14 protein-coding genes and 1 pseudogene are annotated in these 17,302 nt (G+C 38.9%); 9 read left to right on the top strand and 6 right to left on the bottom strand.

What is annotated here, in order from left to right:
• Positions 1-228 precede the first annotated feature (228 nt).
• Both ABD917_RS00295 and rimJ read left to right on the top strand, forming a co-directional pair.
• Complete coding sequence (locus ABD917_RS00295) at positions 229-486, top strand: DUF2312 domain-containing protein (RefSeq protein WP_144751416.1); 258 nt, start codon at positions 229-231, stop codon at positions 484-486.
• 1,288 nt (positions 487-1,774) lie between these two features.
• Positions 1,775-2,344: a ribosomal protein S5-alanine N-acetyltransferase gene (gene rimJ / locus ABD917_RS00300; RefSeq protein WP_345118098.1), complete on the top strand. Its 570-nt coding sequence runs from the start codon at positions 1,775-1,777 to the stop codon at positions 2,342-2,344.
• A gap of 245 nt (positions 2,345-2,589) precedes the next feature.
• Here the strand turns inward: rimJ and ABD917_RS00305 are convergent, their stop codons facing one another.
• From ABD917_RS00305 to ABD917_RS00315, 3 genes are all read right to left on the bottom strand, one after another.
• Positions 2,590-4,449, bottom strand: a complete 1,860-nt coding sequence (locus ABD917_RS00305) for an ABC-F family ATP-binding cassette domain-containing protein (protein WP_345118378.1) — start codon at positions 4,447-4,449, stop codon at positions 2,590-2,592.
• A complete protein-coding gene (locus tag ABD917_RS00310; protein ID WP_345118099.1) occupies positions 4,449-4,856 on the bottom strand; it encodes a hypothetical protein in 408 nt (135 codons plus the stop codon). The genes ABD917_RS00305 and ABD917_RS00310 overlap by 1 nt, the downstream gene beginning before the upstream one ends.
• A 100-nt stretch (positions 4,857-4,956) precedes the next feature.
• Positions 4,957-5,592, bottom strand: coding sequence for a thiamine diphosphokinase (locus tag ABD917_RS00315; protein ID WP_345118100.1), 636 nt, complete (start codon positions 5,590-5,592; stop codon positions 4,957-4,959).
• Between the two features lie 157 nt (positions 5,593-5,749).
• Here ABD917_RS00315 and ABD917_RS00320 point away from each other — a divergent pair, with 157 nt between their 5' ends.
• Positions 5,750-7,282, top strand: a complete 1,533-nt coding sequence (locus tag ABD917_RS00320; protein WP_425548539.1) for a M48 family metalloprotease — start codon at positions 5,750-5,752, stop codon at positions 7,280-7,282.
• Between the two features lie 167 nt (positions 7,283-7,449).
• On the opposite strand, the gene ABD917_RS00325 is transcribed toward ABD917_RS00320, so the two are convergent.
• Positions 7,450-8,361, bottom strand: coding sequence for an RNA polymerase factor sigma-32 (locus ABD917_RS00325; RefSeq protein ID WP_345118103.1), 912 nt, complete (start codon positions 8,359-8,361; stop codon positions 7,450-7,452).
• A gap of 570 nt (positions 8,362-8,931) precedes the next feature.
• Here ABD917_RS00325 and ABD917_RS00330 point away from each other — a divergent pair.
• The 3 genes from ABD917_RS00330 (at position 8,932) to ABD917_RS00340 (ending at position 11,950) form a co-directional block, all read left to right on the top strand.
• On the top strand, positions 8,932-10,500 hold the full coding sequence (locus tag ABD917_RS00330) for a hypothetical protein (protein ID WP_345118104.1): 1,569 nt from the start codon (positions 8,932-8,934) through the stop codon (positions 10,498-10,500).
• Positions 10,501-10,521: 21 nt separating this feature from the next.
• Positions 10,522-10,863 carry a ferredoxin FdxA gene (gene fdxA, locus ABD917_RS00335; RefSeq protein ID WP_144751437.1) on the top strand — a complete coding sequence of 114 codons (342 nt, stop codon included), beginning with the start codon at positions 10,522-10,524 and terminating at the stop codon, positions 10,861-10,863.
• Between the two features lie 502 nt (positions 10,864-11,365).
• On the top strand, positions 11,366-11,950 hold the full coding sequence (locus ABD917_RS00340) for a CarD family transcriptional regulator (RefSeq protein ID WP_345118105.1): 585 nt from the start codon (positions 11,366-11,368) through the stop codon (positions 11,948-11,950).
• 489 nt (positions 11,951-12,439) lie between these two features.
• On the opposite strand, the gene rpmF is transcribed toward ABD917_RS00340, so the two are convergent.
• Complete coding sequence (gene rpmF, locus ABD917_RS00345) at positions 12,440-12,619, bottom strand: 50S ribosomal protein L32 (protein ID WP_345118106.1); 180 nt, start codon at positions 12,617-12,619, stop codon at positions 12,440-12,442.
• Positions 12,620-13,026: 407 nt separating this feature from the next.
• Between rpmF and ABD917_RS00350 the strand changes: the two genes are divergently transcribed.
• Positions 13,027-13,929 carry a polyprenyl synthetase family protein gene (locus tag ABD917_RS00350; RefSeq protein WP_345118107.1) on the top strand — a complete coding sequence of 301 codons (903 nt, stop codon included), beginning with the start codon at positions 13,027-13,029 and terminating at the stop codon, positions 13,927-13,929.
• Between the two features lie 260 nt (positions 13,930-14,189).
• Positions 14,190-14,384 (top strand): annotated as a pseudogene (locus tag ABD917_RS00355) (Arm DNA-binding domain-containing protein); the annotation flags it as partial.
• 133 nt (positions 14,385-14,517) lie between these two features.
• On the opposite strand, the gene ispG reads toward ABD917_RS00355, so the two are convergent.
• Positions 14,518-15,759, bottom strand: a complete 1,242-nt coding sequence (gene ispG, locus ABD917_RS00360; protein WP_345118108.1) for a flavodoxin-dependent (E)-4-hydroxy-3-methylbut-2-enyl-diphosphate synthase — start codon at positions 15,757-15,759, stop codon at positions 14,518-14,520.
• Between the two features lie 615 nt (positions 15,760-16,374).
• Here ispG and ABD917_RS00365 point away from each other — a divergent pair.
• On the top strand, positions 16,375-16,659 hold the full coding sequence (locus tag ABD917_RS00365; protein ID WP_345118109.1) for a hypothetical protein: 285 nt from the start codon (positions 16,375-16,377) through the stop codon (positions 16,657-16,659).
• Positions 16,660-17,302 lie beyond the last annotated feature (643 nt).

The raw sequence follows: 17,302 nt of genomic DNA on the forward strand, positions 1-17,302 counted from the left end.
TCAAAAGTCTTTTACATCTCTCCACAAATCTATAAAAATATATTTTTTTCTTTTTGGCTTCTTAGTGCCTTTTTATCAAGGCATATATCTTAAAAATTTTACAAAATATTTAAAGTCAATTTGTAAAAAACAATATAGCTTGATTGATCTCTTGTTTTTCAAGCTTTTTCAATAAAAATTTATCGCTAATAACAATAGCTTAAAACATGAAGTCCGGAGAAAAATGTAATGAACACAGTAACCGATGAAACACATGCGATATCCGTAAATCAATTGCGCGCTTTTATTGAGCGTATTGAACGATTAGAAGAAGAGAAAAAAACGATTTCTGATGATATTAAAGAAGTTTATGCCGAACTGAAAGGCTCAGGTTTTGATAGTAAAGCTGTGCGAAGCATTATACGATTACGTAAAAAAGAAGAGCATGAACGTATAGAAGAAGAAGCCATCATCCAACTCTATAAAGATGCACTTGGAATGAGTTAACACCATTCATAACAATAATGACGTCAGATATTTTCTCAAAATGACAGAGAAAATGATCATACTCCTCAATTTCTTATCAGAAATGAGCGGTGCATGGAGCTTGTAACGATAATATCAGAGACATGTTGTATTTTACGCCTCTGATACAAAACAGCGCGCCACAAAAAGTGCTAGCCAAAAGAGCCACCACAAAATGCTCTTATGTTGCCAATTTACGCGCTTGTTTTAAACAAGCTCCTCTCAATGCACTCATACCCATTTCACAACAAGGCTATAACGATAAAACCACGAGACACCAATCTTGCACCCGCACCATCATACTCTTTCCTCCCCAATCTTGCAGATAACCTTGGTTCCTGAAAATATTCATAACAAGTGCCCTTATCTATAATTACTTTCACTCCTCAGGCCAATTCCATTTATGACCTGCAAGAAAATGATGTTACTTGATTCATCATAAACAAATTTGCGATCAGAAAATCCTCCCATATTTAAGATTCTCAATTTGTATGCAAAAAATTATCATTATAAATCAATATATGACTCATTGATGCCTAGTTGTTTGAGAAAGCATCACATCTCTTGTAGCAAAAAATTTTCTTCTCCCTCATGCCACTGTTAAGCTGCAAGATCCAAGAAACCGATAGATGAAAACAGCAAAGCAATGTGCACCTATCATGCATCATGCCCTCTTTTGCACAAAACAAATGGCACATGAGCAGCTCAACATCTCATCGTAAAAAAACGAACTCAACAACTTAGCAAACTTCTTATAATTGCAGACCAGAAAACAGGATATCATGAAAAAGCAGAAGAAAATAATTGAACAAAAATTGCACAATCTTTGAAGGGAAAAAACACGGAACCCTCACACCACCAACACAGGATGGTGCTTCAAATTGCAACAGATTGGGCATTGCAAGTTTGTGCACACCACATTCATTGCCTTCTATAATTTATCAAACACTTTGTGCAGGAAGAAAAAATCATATCAATGATCAAAGAATAAGCTTTATGCTTTAGCGTGCGTGCATAGTTTTTGTGCAAAAGAGGAATTTAAAAGAAAAAACCATTGTAAAATGCAATAAAGTACGACGATCAATTGCAAAATAAGCTCTGAATTGGTAACTTTTCCCCTCCATTCCACACCTTGCTGCAAAGTTTATTGTTTTTTCTAAAATTCATAATCAACATCCCATACTTAGCAATGGAATTCAGCAAAAAATAAGCTATGTGAAAAATTGCAGAAGAAAGTTGTAAACTCGTATATTTCTATGGGGGAAAAATTATGGCTATCACAACAAAACGCACAATTTCCACCTTAATTGGTCCAGAAGATGCAGCTAAACTGTCTTCCTATTACTTACGTAATGAAAACCATCTCCGCCCCTTTGAACCGGTAAGATCTGCTGATTATAATACCCTAACATCTTGGAAAACACGCGTAGAAGTTTTCGCTCATGAGAGTGCACAAGGATACGCCTATCGATACGCTACACGATTGAAAAACGGCAATACAATCATCGCCACCGTGAATTTTACAAATGTGGTTCGCGGTGTTTTTCAAGCCTGTCATCTTGGTTTTTCTGTTGATGAAAAACAGCAAGGCAAAGGTCTCATGTTCGAGATTTTATCTGCTCTGATACCTCATATCTTTGATGTTTATCAACTCCATCGTGTGATGGCTAATTATATGCCTGAAAATACCAGAAGCGGAAACTTATTGGAACGCCTTAATTTTGAGAAAGAAGGCTATGCGAGAGATTATCTAATGATTTCTGGAAAATGGAGAGTTCACATTCTCACTTCTCGAATTCATGATCCCCATAGACCAAAAAATGAACATAAAGCGTTATAAGGTCTTTTCACCAGATGTTAAAAGAGAATCGTATCAAGCCTCACAAGATTGTGAAAATGTTTCTTTTTCACTGTTCTCACATATAAAGTGCAAACTCTCACCATCCTTCCTTTATCCGTAACTCTTTTTCCTCTCCAGTACACCCACGCATTCCATACAGAATGAAGCAAAACAAAGAAGAAATAAAAAAGCGACTATTGAAATCGATAAAGATACCCTTGCAAGGAATTAACGCTAAAGCGTTTTTATGATTGTATACACGCATTTTCTTCACGCAACAATTCAAGTTCTAGCCATTCTTCTTCTTTGCTCACACAACTCTTTTTTTTCTCTTCTAGTACTGTTAATAAATGTTCGAAACGCTCTTTATCCTTACTATAGAGTGTTGGATCAGAGAGTTCTTGTTCAATTTTTTTGATTTCGTCCTGCAAAGCAGCGATTTGTTCAGGCAATTTTTCCAATGCATAAACCTGCTTATAAGAGAGTTTGCGCGGTTTTATTTTTCCCCGCTCCCTAAAGTCATGATCTTTTGCAATGGGATTTTCATTTTCCCTTAGACGAGGATTTGCAGGTGCTTTCCGTTGTGATAGCGTTTTATCTTTGTGCCCAAATGATACAGCATGCTTGTTTTGTGCTATCATATCGCTATAACCACCAGCATACAAAATCCAATGTCCATCGCCTTTTGCTGCCAACATATGAGTCACAGTGCGATCTAAAAAGTCTCTGTCATGGCTTACCAATAACACTGTTCCAGCAAAATCAGCGATAAATTCCTGTAACAAATCCAAAGTTTCCATATCCAAATCATTGGTAGGTTCATCAAGAATCAAAAAATTTGCCGGACGCGACAGCAACCGCGCCAACATAAGACGTGCTCTTTCTCCTCCTGAAAATTCTTTAAGTGGTGTACGTGCTTGTTCGGGTAAAAACAAAAAGTCTTTCATATAAGAAACCACATGGCGCTCTTGCCCATTAATCACAAGAGTCTCTCCCCTCCCCCCTGTTAGATAATGTGCTAATGTTTCTTCTTCATTGAGAATACGCTGTTGATCAAGAAACGCCATGGCAAGGTTATATCCATGTCTCACCGTTCCACTATCAACGGCTTCTTGCCCGATCAATGTAGAAAGTAATGTTGTCTTGCCGATACCATTGGGACCAATCAAACCGATTCGATCACCACGCTGAATACGCAAAGAAAAATCTTTGACGATAACACGCTCCCCGTAAGACTTTGAAATTCGCTTTGCTTCAAGGACCAATTGGCCAGAATGAGAACTTTGAGCAGCAGTCAAAAGCGCACTTCTCGGTTGTCCTTTATAGTTTTTATGAAGTTTTCGCAGTTCTTTTAGTTCTCCCAAACGGCGCACATTCCGTTTACGCCGTGCACTCACCCCATAACGTAACCATTGTTCTTCGCGTGCAATCTGTCGGCCTAATTTATGCTGCTCGAGAGCTTCTTCTTGCAACGCTTTATCACGCCAACTCTCAAATTCTGAGAAGCGCTTTTCCAATCTTTTGGTGATACCCCGATCAAGCCATAGGGTTGAATGTGTAACATTTTCTAAAAAACGCCGATCATGGGAGATCACCACAATTGCTGAAGCCAAAGAACATAAAGTCCTTTCCAACCATTCAATGGTTGGCAAATCGAGATGATTTGTTGGTTCATCCAACAGAAGAATATCTGGTTTTGCGGCAAGAGCGCGCAACAAAGAGACACGCCGTTTTTCTCCCCCAGAAAGAGTTTCTAACTTTTCATTTCCTGAAAAACCCAAATTGGTGCGAAGTGTGTTTATCCATGGTATATCAGGGACATTATCGAACCCCGCTTCTACAAAGGTATGAACATCTTCAAATCCTGAACAATCCGGATTTTGTGAAACATACCGTATTGTGACTCTAGGGTGGCGAAAAATTTCCCCACCACTAGGCTCAATCATTCCTGCGGCAATTTTTAACAGCGTTGATTTTCCACAACCATTGCGTCCCACCAAGGCAATACGCGCCCCTTGCTCAACCGATAAGAAAGCTTGGTTGAGCAAGGGAGTTGTTCCAAAGGTTAGAAAAACGCGGTCAAGCCGCAAGAGCGGCAGCACCATTAACGAACGCGGCGCGGACAAGGTGCCTTATACATCACGCCTCTTCCATCTCGGTAAGTACATAATTGTGGTGTTTGCACTTTTTGTGCACAAGGTGCATGGTACACTCGACCTTTACGGTTATGATAAGTGCACAGCGGTGCTTGATGTACAACAATTTGTCTTTGTTGTTTTTGTTGTTTTTGCTGATTAACAGCAGCACCTGTTACTGTTCCGGCAAGAGCGCCAAATGCGGCACCTGTCAGTGCTGCTCCAGGAGTGCTTCCAGCAATTGCAGTTCCCGCCAAAGCCCCTATTGCTGCTCCTCCTACACCATACTGTGCAACGCGCTGATCATTTGTAGTACAAGCCACAGTACTTAAACCAATGGCTGAAACAACTGCCACTTTCAAAAATGATTTTAACATATTAAAACCTCTCCTTACATTAATACATAAATATATCATTCATGCCGGCACTTCATCTTTTGCCCCCCCCTCTGCCTTATTCAAATATACCGGAAGAGCTTTACGGAATAGGTACAGACGCCAACAATATAGCTTTTCCAGAACCTAAATGGCAAGAAAAGGTTCCACAAATACGGTTAGAAAGTGTCAAAGACGAGCCAAATGACACATTTTTATCACAAAGGGGCCATTTCACACCAGAAAGTGTTAAGCCTTGTAAATCAGAAAAACCGATAATACTAAACAAACATCCATCAGGTAGATCATATGAAAAAGGCTTTGGTAAGACCGGCCATCCTTCTTCACAACCACTTGTCAACAACACTGTAATACCTTTTTCTGCCATCATCAGTGCCCATGTCATATGAGACAGACTATGATCACTCCGCTCCCCTCCTAAAGCACCACACAAAATAAGGTGTTTGGCACCTTTTTGCAGAGCTCTCTCACATGCCAGAGCGCTATCGGTCATATCTTTATCAGAAGGAAAAACCTCACGAGGCACATGCGTATAGGTGTTGATTAAAGTTTGATCTGATGAATCAAAGTCTCCCACCCACAACTCAGGCATCACACCAAGCGCTGCTGCATGACGCATTCCACCATCAGCAGCAATCACACGGCTATTATGAATTTGAGTGAGCAAACGATCCGTGATACAAACATTTCCATTTAACAATATTGTAAATGTGGTCATGCTATACTCTGCCTTCCGTAATCTTTCCTCACATCTTTTTATCAAAAAGAGCCGTTTCTTATGGACAATAACCGTGCTATAGCTAAAAGAATCCTTATCAAAAAGCTCCTTCCCAAAAAACTTCTTTTTACTTGTAAAAACACATACAAAGATGCCAATAAAATTTGCCACAATATGCCCTGAAAATACAGTGCTTAAGAGTCAACGACACCAATTTTTTCAACGAAATTTTTCCTTTCGCACCAAAGTGTATAGAGCATCTCTCATAAGCCTCATGCTTCTCCTTTCTGCTTGTCATAGGCATCTCTCCTCAAATGATATGCTTTCTTCAGATTCTTCTGGAACAATCAAACATGCCAGCAAGCACAATATTTATGTCACATTAAGCAATCTGCAACACCCCCGTATTTTACAAAGATATGGTGGTGCTTATTCTCATGCAAAACTTGAACGTCTGTTAGCAAAGATTGTAGGCAAACTTGCTATTGTTTCACAAAATCCTCAACAACGCTATTCTGTAACAATCTTAAACTCAGAAAGCATCAATGCATTTGCTCAACCCAATGGCTCTATTTACATCACCCGTGGCATGCTTGCCTTAGCCAATGATTCCTCAGAACTTGCAGCAATTTTAGCGCATGAAATAGCTCATATTACTGCCAATCATGGCATTTTACGGCTAAAAAAACAAGCTGAATTGAAGGCAACGCATACCCCCTCATCAACTCCTCTCTCTCATGAGGAAGACAAGCCTCACAATTCTATACAAGACAAACAACAATTTGCACAATTTTTACGCAATCAGGAACTAGAAGCAGATTCCATTGCCTTGGAAATGCTCAAACAAGCAGGATATGATCCGTTTGCCTCTCTACGCTTTCTCCAATCAATGGAAGCCTATAGCGTTTTTCATAATCTCTTGATTAGAACAAATACTTCCTCAGACTTTCTAGCAAACCATCCCACCACTCCGCAACGGATTCGCCTTGTCAGAGAAAAAGCACGTAAAATGAGTATAGCGCACACAAGCAACACGAACCATGATTCTTTTCTCAAAAGCATTGATGGCATGATTTTTGGTGGAAGCTTTCCTACAGGTTTTGTACGAGACAATCAATTTATTCACCAGCATTTGGGAATCACTTTTGCTGTTCCCGATAATTTTACCATAGAAAATTCAGCACACACTGTTTGGGCCAGTGGACCAGACAATATTGCCATTCGTTTTGATACCCTACCGCGACCTTTTGCAATATCTGCAAGTGATTATTTAAAAAGCGGATGGATTGTCGGGTTGGACGAATCATCCGTGCATCCCCTCACAATTCAAGGTCTTTCTGGAGCGCGTGCAAAAGCAGCCAATGCGCATTGGCAATTTGATGTGGTTATCATTTTTTTCAAAAACCACGTTTTTCGTTTTTTGACTGCCGCCCCACTTCATTCTCAAAATTTTGAAGAGATTGCCACAAAAACGATACAAAGTTTTCACCCTCTCTCATCATCACAATTTAAGAAGCTAAAGCCTTTGAGAATCCGTGTTGTACGCGTTCAGCAGGGAGAAAGCGTTGCAAGCCTTGCCAATAAAATGCAAACAGCAACGCATAAAGAAACACTCTTTCGCATTCTCAACGCGCTCTCACCCACTCAAACCTTACGCGTAGGTACAGATGTTAAAATTATTATGGAATAAGAAGAGCTCTTTTATTATTTTGGGCACTTTTTCCTTCTTCCTATCCTCTTTTTCCTAAACTTTGAAGCATTTCCCGCCCCTAAATTTGTTTAGCCTTTGCCATCAATCACAACATTCCCACACACCATAGCCCGTAACAAATTGACCTCTCAAGGGGTCTTCAATAGCTATATATCATAAGCATCTGCTGAATGAACGGTTAAGAGAGCAGAACGCAATTTTTGTAAAGCCCGTGCTTCAATTTGGCGCACTCTCTCTTTGGAAATTCCCAGCTTTTCGCCCAACACTTCCAAAGTTGCTCCCTCTTCATTCAAGCGACGAAAACGGATAATTTCAAGCTCTCGTTCATTGAGAATTTGCAATGCATCATACAGCCATTGTGTCCGCCGTTGACCATCAATTGTTTGCTCAATCAAAGCATCCGGCAGAGGATTTTCATCCACCAGAACATCCATTTTGGCAATAGGATTATCGCTATTTTCAGAAATAGAGCCACTTAAAGAATTATCAGAACTGGAAAAACGAAAATCCATCGTTTCCACATCGCGCACGGAAACGCCAAGCTTTTCAGCGATTGTGCGAAAGATATCCTGTTTTGAAAGAGCACTATCATCTTGCACCAATTTTGCTCGCAAGCGACGAAGATTAAAGAAAAGTGCTTTTTGCGAAGAACTGGTTCCTCCTCGAACGATAGACCAATTTCGTAAAATATAATCCTGAATAGAAGCGCGTATCCACCATGTTGCATAAGTCGAAAAACGCACTTCCCGATCAGGTTCAAAACGCGCTGCCGCTTCCAATAGTCCCACATAACCTTCTTGTACCAGATCCCCCAACGGCATTTTGAAACGTTTAAAACGGTTAGCAATCGCAATCACCAAGCGCATATGCGCTGCTGCAATTTGATGCATAGCTTCATCATCGCGTTTATCTTTCCACCTTAGAGCCAAATCATGCTCTTTTTGTCGTTCAAGATAAGGCGCTTGCATAGCAGAACGCATCATATCACGTCCTAAGCTTTTATCTGCATCGCTATAATTTTTACTGCCTTTATAAACAGCATTTGAAAGATTACCCATAATAACCCCTTGCGATTAAAATTATCAAAACTGATTTGGTAACGACATCACTGTTCTTTTCAAGAAAGAACGCAAAAGTTGTTTGTTTGTACAGCGCTACTTTAACGTGTATTTTTATAATCGCAATTGTTTTTTTTATCAGAATTGTAAAACTTATGATCACAAGACACAGTTTTGCCTATAAAACGGCGATATAATATATGCTTCTTGCCGGCAAAAAATATGCGAAAAAGCTTTCTTGTCATATTTGAGCAACAGAACAGAAAAAATAATAAGATCAGAGAAAATAAATGCTGTTTTGTTTAATGATTTACTTAACTATCATTTTAAATGAAGAGCTTACTTTTATGCTTTCAGCTTTACAACACAACCAATACGTGTAATGACCTTTTATGAAGCATCTATGATAAATAAAAAGAAAATATTCAAATTATAAGGAGCAAAAAGAAGCGCCAAAAAGCTACAAGAATGATTGAAGAAAATGCAACAAACGTGCTAAAGGAGCAGCACAATGATAGAATTGTTAAGAATAAGCTTTTTACCAGTCTAGCACTGAGAAAGAAAATAATCATGGATAGCAAGATTGTTCAACAGAATAACATTTTTCAGGATGATATTCTTATTGAAAAACACGGTAATGGCAAATTCGAAGGTTTTCGTTTTTATGCCAACAAGAACAATAATGATCAAGCAGCAAGTGTGCAAAATTCGATAGAGAATGAAAATTTGATTCTTGCTTTTTCCAAACGTGCGATGCGTTTTTCTGCTTGTGCCAATAAAGATTTCACCCTCAGTTCTGATGGAATTGTGCGTTGGATTGGTCAACCGGTAGGGCAACTTGTTGGAGGAGAAGATTTTTTTAAACCAAAGCTTATTGTTTTAGCAGATACACAATTAACGGGGGAGGCACGTGAGAGCGTAGTAAAACGTTTGGAGCGCTTTGTAACTTTTTATTTTGACATCGCTTTACAACCACTGTTTGACCTGCGCAATGCTGAGAATTTAACGGATTCAACAAGCAGTCTTGCCTTAAAACTAGTTCACTCTTTAGGAGTTTTACCACGTCGAGAAGTTGCCGAAGAGGTTAAAAATCTTAACCAAGAATCACGTTCTGTTCTGCGACGATTAGGGGTGCGTTTTGGCGCTTTTCATATCTATATTGCAGGAATGCTTAAACCAGCTCCGGTTCAAGCCATTACCCTGCTATGGAATTTGCATAACGAGGGTCATGACCAAACTGGTTTGGGAGAAATTTTTGCAGCATTATCTGCTGGACGAACCTCATTGGTTGTTGATTCTACTTATAACCGACAATTTTATCAATTAGCCGGTTACCGAATTTTGGGGCAGCGTGCTGTACGCATTGATATTTTAGAACGTCTTGCAAATCTAATCCGCCCCGCACTTCATTGGAAACAAGGCAATGAACCTAAACCCGAAGGCGCTTATGATGGCAAAAGCTTTTTTGTTACATCGGAAATGATGTCGATTCTTGGAGCCAATGGGAGCGATATGGAAGAAATTCTCAAAGGGCTAGGTTATCAATCGCATGCCATAAGCAATGCTGTTTTTGAACAACATCTCCTTGCCGACAAAGCACCTTCTAACACCAGTAGTACGACAACAACTGTCCTTGATGTTCCTGCAGCAGAATGCGTTGGCGATCAATGGCAAACAATGCATACCTTAGAAACAGTCCAAGAAGAAAAAAGCGCTATATCCACTTGTAATGATACACAACAAAATACTATAAGTCGTTTACCAGATGCAGAACTTGTTGGTGACTTTGCCAAACAAAAACGCGCTACCACAGAAGATAAAGTTATTTTATTGTGGCGCTATAATCATCAATTTCACCATCACACACAAAAAAAACGTGATAAATCGGGACATAAGTGGCAAAATAAAGCAAAAAAAGCGTTTAAAAAAGAGGCAAAAACGAATGAGAAGAGTCCTCAAGAAGCCACATCACACACAAAACATTCTTATAAATCTAACACCCCTCACAACAAACGCACGAGTCATAAACCCTTTCAAAAAGAAAAACAGCTTAATCCAGATTCACCTTTTGCAAAATTAGCGGCACTTCGTGATCAACTCAGAAATAATAAAGACACAGTTTCCTCCAAAGATCACTAAAATAAACAATGGAGTTCGATCTTGGCCCACGTAGTAACCGACAACTGCATTCACTGTAAATATACAGATTGCGTTGAAGTTTGCCCTGTTGACTGCTTTTATGAAGGTGAAAATATGCTTGTCATTCACCCCGATGAATGCATCGATTGTGGTGTTTGTGTGCCAGAGTGCCCAGCAGAAGCTATTGTCCCTGATACAGAACCAGGATTAGAAAAGTGGTTAGAACTTAATCTTCTTTACGCAAGCAAATGGCCTAATTTAACCACCCGTAAAGATCCTCTTCCTCAAGCAAAAGAAATGGATGGTGTTCCGAACAAATTAGAAAAATATTTTTCAGAAAATCCAGGAAGCGGCGACGAATAACCTCACAACACGCACTTACAAAATAATCTACAGAAGCTATTCAAGCTGGTACAGAGCTAAAACTTAAAAAGTGGTTAGAACTTAAATCTCCATTATGCAAACAAATGGCCTCATTTAATCACCCGTAAAGACCTTCAACCCCAAGTAAAAGAAATAGAAAGTATTTTTCAAAAAAATCCAAGAAGCGTCGATAAATAACGATACAACACACATCATGCACCTGCAAAAATTGAGAGCATTTTCTTGTAAAAATAAAAATTCTTAAGCGAAATGATTGATTCTTTTGAATTTTGATGTTAATGTTATTTTAACACGATCCTCTTTCTAAGTATTTTTCTTTGCTTATTTTTAATGAAGCAATGTATTTTTTGTTGAATTTAAAAGTACTCGACTTTTATGCTCATTCAATTAGTGTAATATACTTGGTTAAGAACACTCAACCCTCAGGTTTATAACCTGTTTTCCGATACATTTGTTGGTCATAAAGGGAGTAAACGAAAATATGGCATCCCAACACGGAACGTCCTCCAATTATAAAGGATTTGCAACCTCTGAATATATCGTCTACCCTACCCACGGCGTGGGACAAATTATAGCAATTGAAGATCAAGAAGTTGCAGGACATAAATTGAAACTTTTTGTCATCCATTTTGCGAAAGATAAAATGGATGTTAAAGTGCCCATTGCTAAAGCTCTTTCTGTTGGAATGCGCAAATTGTCTGCTGTTGATTCTGTTGAACGTGCATTAAAAATTCTTCATGGAAAAGCACGTGTTAAACGCACTATGTGGTCACGTCGTGCTCAAGAATATGATGCTAAAATCAATTCGGGAGATCTTATTTGTATTGCTGAAGTGGTGCGTGATCTTTTTCGTTCAAACCTACAACCCGAGCAATCTTATTCTGAACGTCAACTTTATACTGCAGCACTTGAGCGAATGGCCCGTGAAATTGCAGTGATTAATGGTCTTTCTGAAACAGAAGCCATCAATCTCATAGAAATGCATCTCTCAAACAAACCAAAGCGTGAATTGAAAGCGAAGAGAGATGAAGCAAATGTAAGTGATGAAGCCGTTTATGCAGCATAACAAATAATCCATAAAATAAAACCAGCATATTGCTGGTTTTATTTTTTTCTTATTAAGCTATCCATAGTAGAAGAATATTGAATAGAAAATTTGCCAAGGATTTTTATTCGGTAATATATTGCTAGAATGAACGCGATATAAGTATTATTGTGCCTTCATATCTCAAGAAATCGATATCTCACTCTTTCTTGACATCCTTTTTATTCCCATTTCACATATTAAAGCAAATAATTTTCTAAAAAACTTGGCTCATCAAAAGCATCAAAGATCTTTTCTAGCATTTCCCTTTAATGAGCATACATCACACAAAATACACACCAAGACATTTCTTCTACCAGTCTAGATAACAAGAAAACCCCAATAGCTCACAAAAGGAGAAAATTTTGGTCTTAATATGCTCAATGAAGAGAGTACAGAAGAGCACAACCACCTCTCTGCGCACTTATGCACATATCAAATGGATGTTATTTTAATAAAAAGACAAAACGCTCAATCTTTAGGTACCAGAACTACACGTCCACGATACATCCCTGTTTTCAAATCAATATGATGAGGGCGACGCAGTTCACCAGAATTTTTATCCTCGATATAAGTTGGCACCTTAAGGGCATCAGCCGAACGGCGCATACCCCGCTTTGATGGAGAGGTTTTTCGTTTAGGTACAGCCATAAAGAGACACTCCAAATCCATTAAAACAGAAAAAGCAATGCCAAAAAATGACAATGCTTCTATCAAAAACACTATAAAAGTTGATTACCTTATACACTGATTAAACAGAAGAGGCAATGTCAAAATGACAATACTGTTACCACAATGAGCAAAATTGATGTTAGAAACGACAAGAGTATTACCAAGAATTGAGAGATTTATGCACTGATTAAACGTCTTTTCATGATTCTTTCATTCAATTTTTGTTTGTCTTTAATAGAGACTCTTGCATAGAGTGAGAATAAGTATCAAAAGAACAATTAATTTTTTAACAAACACTCAAAGCAAATTGAAAAAAATAAGAAAAACAACCTTTTCTCTGTTACAAGTTCGAAAATTTCATTTTGCCAAAATATAAGGAAGCAAGAATGCACGAATTTACTACCCTTCTTGCAAAGCATGGGCGCAGCGTTGAAAGTCGACTTGACACACTGCTCAGTGAACAAGTTGAAAAGGATGAAATTGCCCGTCCTAAAATCTTGATTAAAGCCATGCGTCACGGTGTATTGAATGGTGGAAAACGGCTACGTCCTTTTCTTGTGCTTGAAAGTAGTGCCCTTTTTGATATTCCTGCTGAACACGCTCTTGATATTGCCTGTGCCCTAGAGTGTGTTCACTGTTATTCGCTCATTCATGATGATCTCCCTGCCATGGATAATGACATACTTCGACGCGGAAAACCAACCGTTCACATAGCCTTTGATGAAGCAACAGCGATTCTTGCCGGCAATGCCCTCTTAACATTTGCCTTTGAAATCATTGCTAACAAAGCCCATGCACTTACTTTTGATACCAGAATAAAGCTTATCACGGCACTCTCAAAAGCATCAGGATTTGCTGGTATGATAGGCGGTCAAATGCTTGACATTGAAGCAGAAAAAAAACTGCAAGAGAGCAGCAATATTCTCACTCTACAACGCATGAAAACAGCCGCCCTGATAAGCTTTGCGTGCCAAGCAGGAGCAATCATCGCCCATGCATCTAAAGAATTAACGGAAAAACTTGCTTCTTTTGGAACATATCTTGGTTTAGCTTTTCAATTAACGGATGATCTTCTTGATGTAACTGCCAACAGCGAAGTTCTAGGCAAAACTGCTGGTAAAGATGAAAATGCACAAAAAGCCACTTTTGTTCGTCTTTATGGCATTGAAGAAACACGAAAAAAACGAGGTGAACTCATCACCAAAGCAGAAGCTCTTTTACGCCCTTTTGGTGCCAAAGCAAAACCACTCCTAGACGCTGCCCATTTTAGCGCAAAACGCAAAAATTAATAGCCTCATCCACCTGACACATACATAAAGAAGAATCAAAGCAAAAAACAGAACAATAATTTCTCGTTTTTCAGCAATAACATTTTGATTTATAATGATAATTTACTATTTTGTATATTGAATGAGAGAGCTGAATATCGTAGGATTCTCTTATTTCAAATCTGTCTATGTTGCATCAATCAATATCACTTTCTTGCACGTCAAAAGCGGGGCTGGTGTGTGGGTAAAAACTAGACAAGAAAGGAGTAAAAATACCTTTTATGAATGCTCTCAAATGCAAGGACTGCCGTAATATTGGGAGCTGGCAAATATAATGATTGTGCCGGTTTGCTTCTTCATAAGCGTAAATATAGGGATCTCAATGGCTTTATCGCTATAGCATTCACGGGCGTCGTCGCGAAATGGGATTTGGTGCCTTAAAAGATATCTCTTTAAAACAAGCGCGTAAATTAGCAAAGCACCACCACTTCAATAAACCACCGGCTTTAGCGCAATAAGCAACAATAAAGAACGCACCACCACACAATAAAACACAGACAACAAGATATAAAAAAGTTTTTCTTTACTTCAGTTTATGTGATGATTTTTTTAACCTTGCCCAAAGCGAGTATGAATATAGTCACTTAAAAGTGCTTCAAACTCTTCAGCAATATGATTTCCGCGCAAAGTCTTTACCTTTTGCCCCTCAATAAAAACAGGTGCCGCTGGGCTTTCACCTACTCCAGGCAATGAAATACCAATATCGGCATGTTTTGATTCTCCCGGTCCATTGACGATACAGCCCATCACGGCCACCTTTAAACTTTCAACACCAGGATATTTTTCACGCCAGATGGGCATATTTTTATGTAAATCTGCTTCAATTTTTTGTGCCAATTCCTGAAACACTGTCGAGGTTGTACGACCACATCCAGGACAAGCCGCAACCACAGGCAAAAATTGCCGAAACCCCATGACTTGTAAGAGCTCTTGCCCTACCTTTACTTCTCGCGTCCGGTCTCCACCAGGTTCTGGAGTTAAGGAAATACGGATGGTATCGCCAATTCCTTGCTGTAACAAAATTCCCAAAGCCACAGAAGAAGCAACCACACCTTTTGTTCCCATTCCTGCTTCTGTTAAACCCAAATGGAGCGCATAATCACAACGCGCTGCCAAATTGCTATAGACAGCAATAAGATCTTGGACATCACTCACTTTAGCAGAAAGAATAATTTTATCCCGCCCCAATCCCAACTCTTCAGCAAAAGCAGCCGAAAGCAGAGCCGATTGAACAACAGTTTCCCGCATCACTTCAGCAACAGATAAGGGATTTTCCTGCCTTGCATTTTCATCCATAAGCCGTGTCAACAACGCATTATCAAGAGATCCCCAATTCACCCCAATGCGAATAGCCTTATTATAGCGGCAAGCAATCTCAATAATTTCCGCAAACTGGCGATCTTTTTTTGCACCAAACCCTACATTTCCAGGATTGATCCGATATTTTGCAAGAGCCTCTGCACAAGCAGGATATTCTGATAAAAGCTTATGACCAATATAATGAAAATCTCCCACTAATGGCACAAAAAAGCCTAATCGTTCTAATCGCTCGCGTATTTTTGGTACAGCAGCAGCCGCTTCATCACGATCAACGGTAATTCGCACCAATTGAGAACCAGCCTGCCAAAGAGCAGCAGTTTGCGCAACAGTTGTATCAACATCGGCAGTATCTGTATTGGTCATGGACTGAACAACAATGGGGTTATCACCACCAACCACAACATCGCCCACCGCAACACCAACAGATCGACGACGTTCAAGAGGTTTAGATAAAAAATATGCCGTGCTCATCAAGTCCTCAAATTTTCACAACCTAGCGCCTGTCGATCATCTTTTATGTTGGCTTTCTCCATAATCTCAAGGGATAAGATGTTCTACAAGCCACAAGTCTAATGACAGATTGATTTTTCTCAAGTGGTTTTCACCTGCTAGCACTTACGTCATTTATTTCATAGCTGTCATTCACTTCATAGAATCATCAGATCAGTTTTGTCCTCAATATCCCCTTTAGTTTTACACTTCTACACTTGGTTCATTCAAAAGAAAACTGAAATCAAACAAAGATGACACTGTATTTATCTGTCTTATATGATCCTTTAAAAAATAATATTTTACAGCACTACAGATAACACTTGTCACAATACAATTTTAGAAAAGATACCACTTCATTCCACAAAAATCCTTGGACTTTGCAATCCTCTTAGTCATAGAGTCGTCTAACACAAATTGGCACCTTGGAAGAAGTACCATCCATTAGGTTTGAGAAAATCAACTCACTGATGATTCCTCTTTCACGTCATCGACCAAGAGCACAAATGCAACCTTTCAATTTTCAAGCCGTTATAGCAAAGCCCCAACATAATTCCAATTTTCGTGAAACAGTATAACACATGAAGGAGTCAACAAATGTGTCTATTTTCAACCCACTCTAAAAATGCCAAAATTAAAAAACGCATTGCACAATTAAAAAGTGAACTTGTCCCTGTAAGTCGTTGGCATTCGCATAGTGACAATTTTGAAAACATCTCTGACATGCTTGACACATGGAAACAAAAAGGGCGCCATGCGCTTTACCATCTCAACGAGCATGCTACGGAATTGAAGAAAAAAGCAAAAGAACACCCTAAAACAACCCTCGCATTAGCGGCAGGATTAGTTTTGGCTGGCTTCTTGCTGATACGCAAAAATTAAAATATTCCTCCCTTTAATGCCCGCTTTAAATCGGGCATTCTTTTATAGCTTACAGACGACAACTTTAAGAAACATAAGAAACCAGCAGCGGCATCTTAAATAACCTCCCCACATTTCCAAAAGATTGACAAAGCCTCCAAGCTGTCAATTTGCTATCGCCCTCCTCCTCACACCTTAAAGATAAAGATTCTCACCTATACCGGTCTGCAAAAATCCAATGTTTTCTTGTCGAGTAGATTCCATCTGCTAACTATTTATATGATCCACTTCTATAAGGCTCTATGAAAAAATCCTGCTTTGAATACACATAAATACACTCTAGAAATACTGAATGCGTAAAATCTTATATGCTTTATACCACAACAGCTCGAACGACGCTATTTTACGGCATAAGAAGATAATGCTAAAATATATAATAGACTGAATTATCATCATACTATAATCATCATTTTCAATTTTTATCATCACCATGAATCCGATAAGTTTCAGCCTGAATTTTCTTATATTAGCCCCATTAAAATTGCTTTCTTGCACCTTATAAGCAGCATGAGCATGTGAATAAAAACCATAAAGAAAAAAGGAAATATGCTTGAACGCTTTCAAAGACAAAATCTATCGCAACATTGGAAACAGCTAGATAATA

It is taken from the genome of Bartonella pachyuromydis (genome assembly GCF_039543065.1).
Lineage (GTDB): Bacteria > Pseudomonadota > Alphaproteobacteria > Rhizobiales > Rhizobiaceae > Bartonella > Bartonella pachyuromydis.

What these genes read in the sequence shown, in the direction of transcription:
- ABD917_RS00295 (WP_144751416.1), top strand. Translation starts at nt 229, where the DNA reads ATGAACACAGTAACCGATGAAACACATGCGATATCCGTAAATCAATTG.
- rimJ (WP_345118098.1), top strand. Translation starts at nt 1,775, where the DNA reads ATGGCTATCACAACAAAACGCACAATTTCCACCTTAATTGGTCCAGAA.
- ABD917_RS00305 (WP_345118378.1), bottom strand. Translation starts at nt 4,449, where the DNA reads ATGGTGCTGCCGCTCTTGCGGCTTGACCGCGTTTTTCTAACCTTTGGA.
- ABD917_RS00310 (WP_345118099.1), bottom strand. Translation starts at nt 4,856, where the DNA reads ATGTTAAAATCATTTTTGAAAGTGGCAGTTGTTTCAGCCATTGGTTTA.
- ABD917_RS00315 (WP_345118100.1), bottom strand. Translation starts at nt 5,592, where the DNA reads ATGACCACATTTACAATATTGTTAAATGGAAATGTTTGTATCACGGAT.
- ABD917_RS00325 (WP_345118103.1), bottom strand. Translation starts at nt 8,361, where the DNA reads ATGGGTAATCTTTCAAATGCTGTTTATAAAGGCAGTAAAAATTATAGC.
- ABD917_RS00330 (WP_345118104.1), top strand. Translation starts at nt 8,932, where the DNA reads ATGGATAGCAAGATTGTTCAACAGAATAACATTTTTCAGGATGATATT.
- ABD917_RS00340 (WP_345118105.1), top strand. Translation starts at nt 11,366, where the DNA reads ATGGCATCCCAACACGGAACGTCCTCCAATTATAAAGGATTTGCAACC.
- rpmF (WP_345118106.1), bottom strand. Translation starts at nt 12,619, where the DNA reads ATGGCTGTACCTAAACGAAAAACCTCTCCATCAAAGCGGGGTATGCGC.
- ABD917_RS00350 (WP_345118107.1), top strand. Translation starts at nt 13,027, where the DNA reads ATGCACGAATTTACTACCCTTCTTGCAAAGCATGGGCGCAGCGTTGAA.
- ispG (WP_345118108.1), bottom strand. Translation starts at nt 15,759, where the DNA reads ATGAGCACGGCATATTTTTTATCTAAACCTCTTGAACGTCGTCGATCT.
- ABD917_RS00365 (WP_345118109.1), top strand. Translation starts at nt 16,375, where the DNA reads ATGTGTCTATTTTCAACCCACTCTAAAAATGCCAAAATTAAAAAACGC.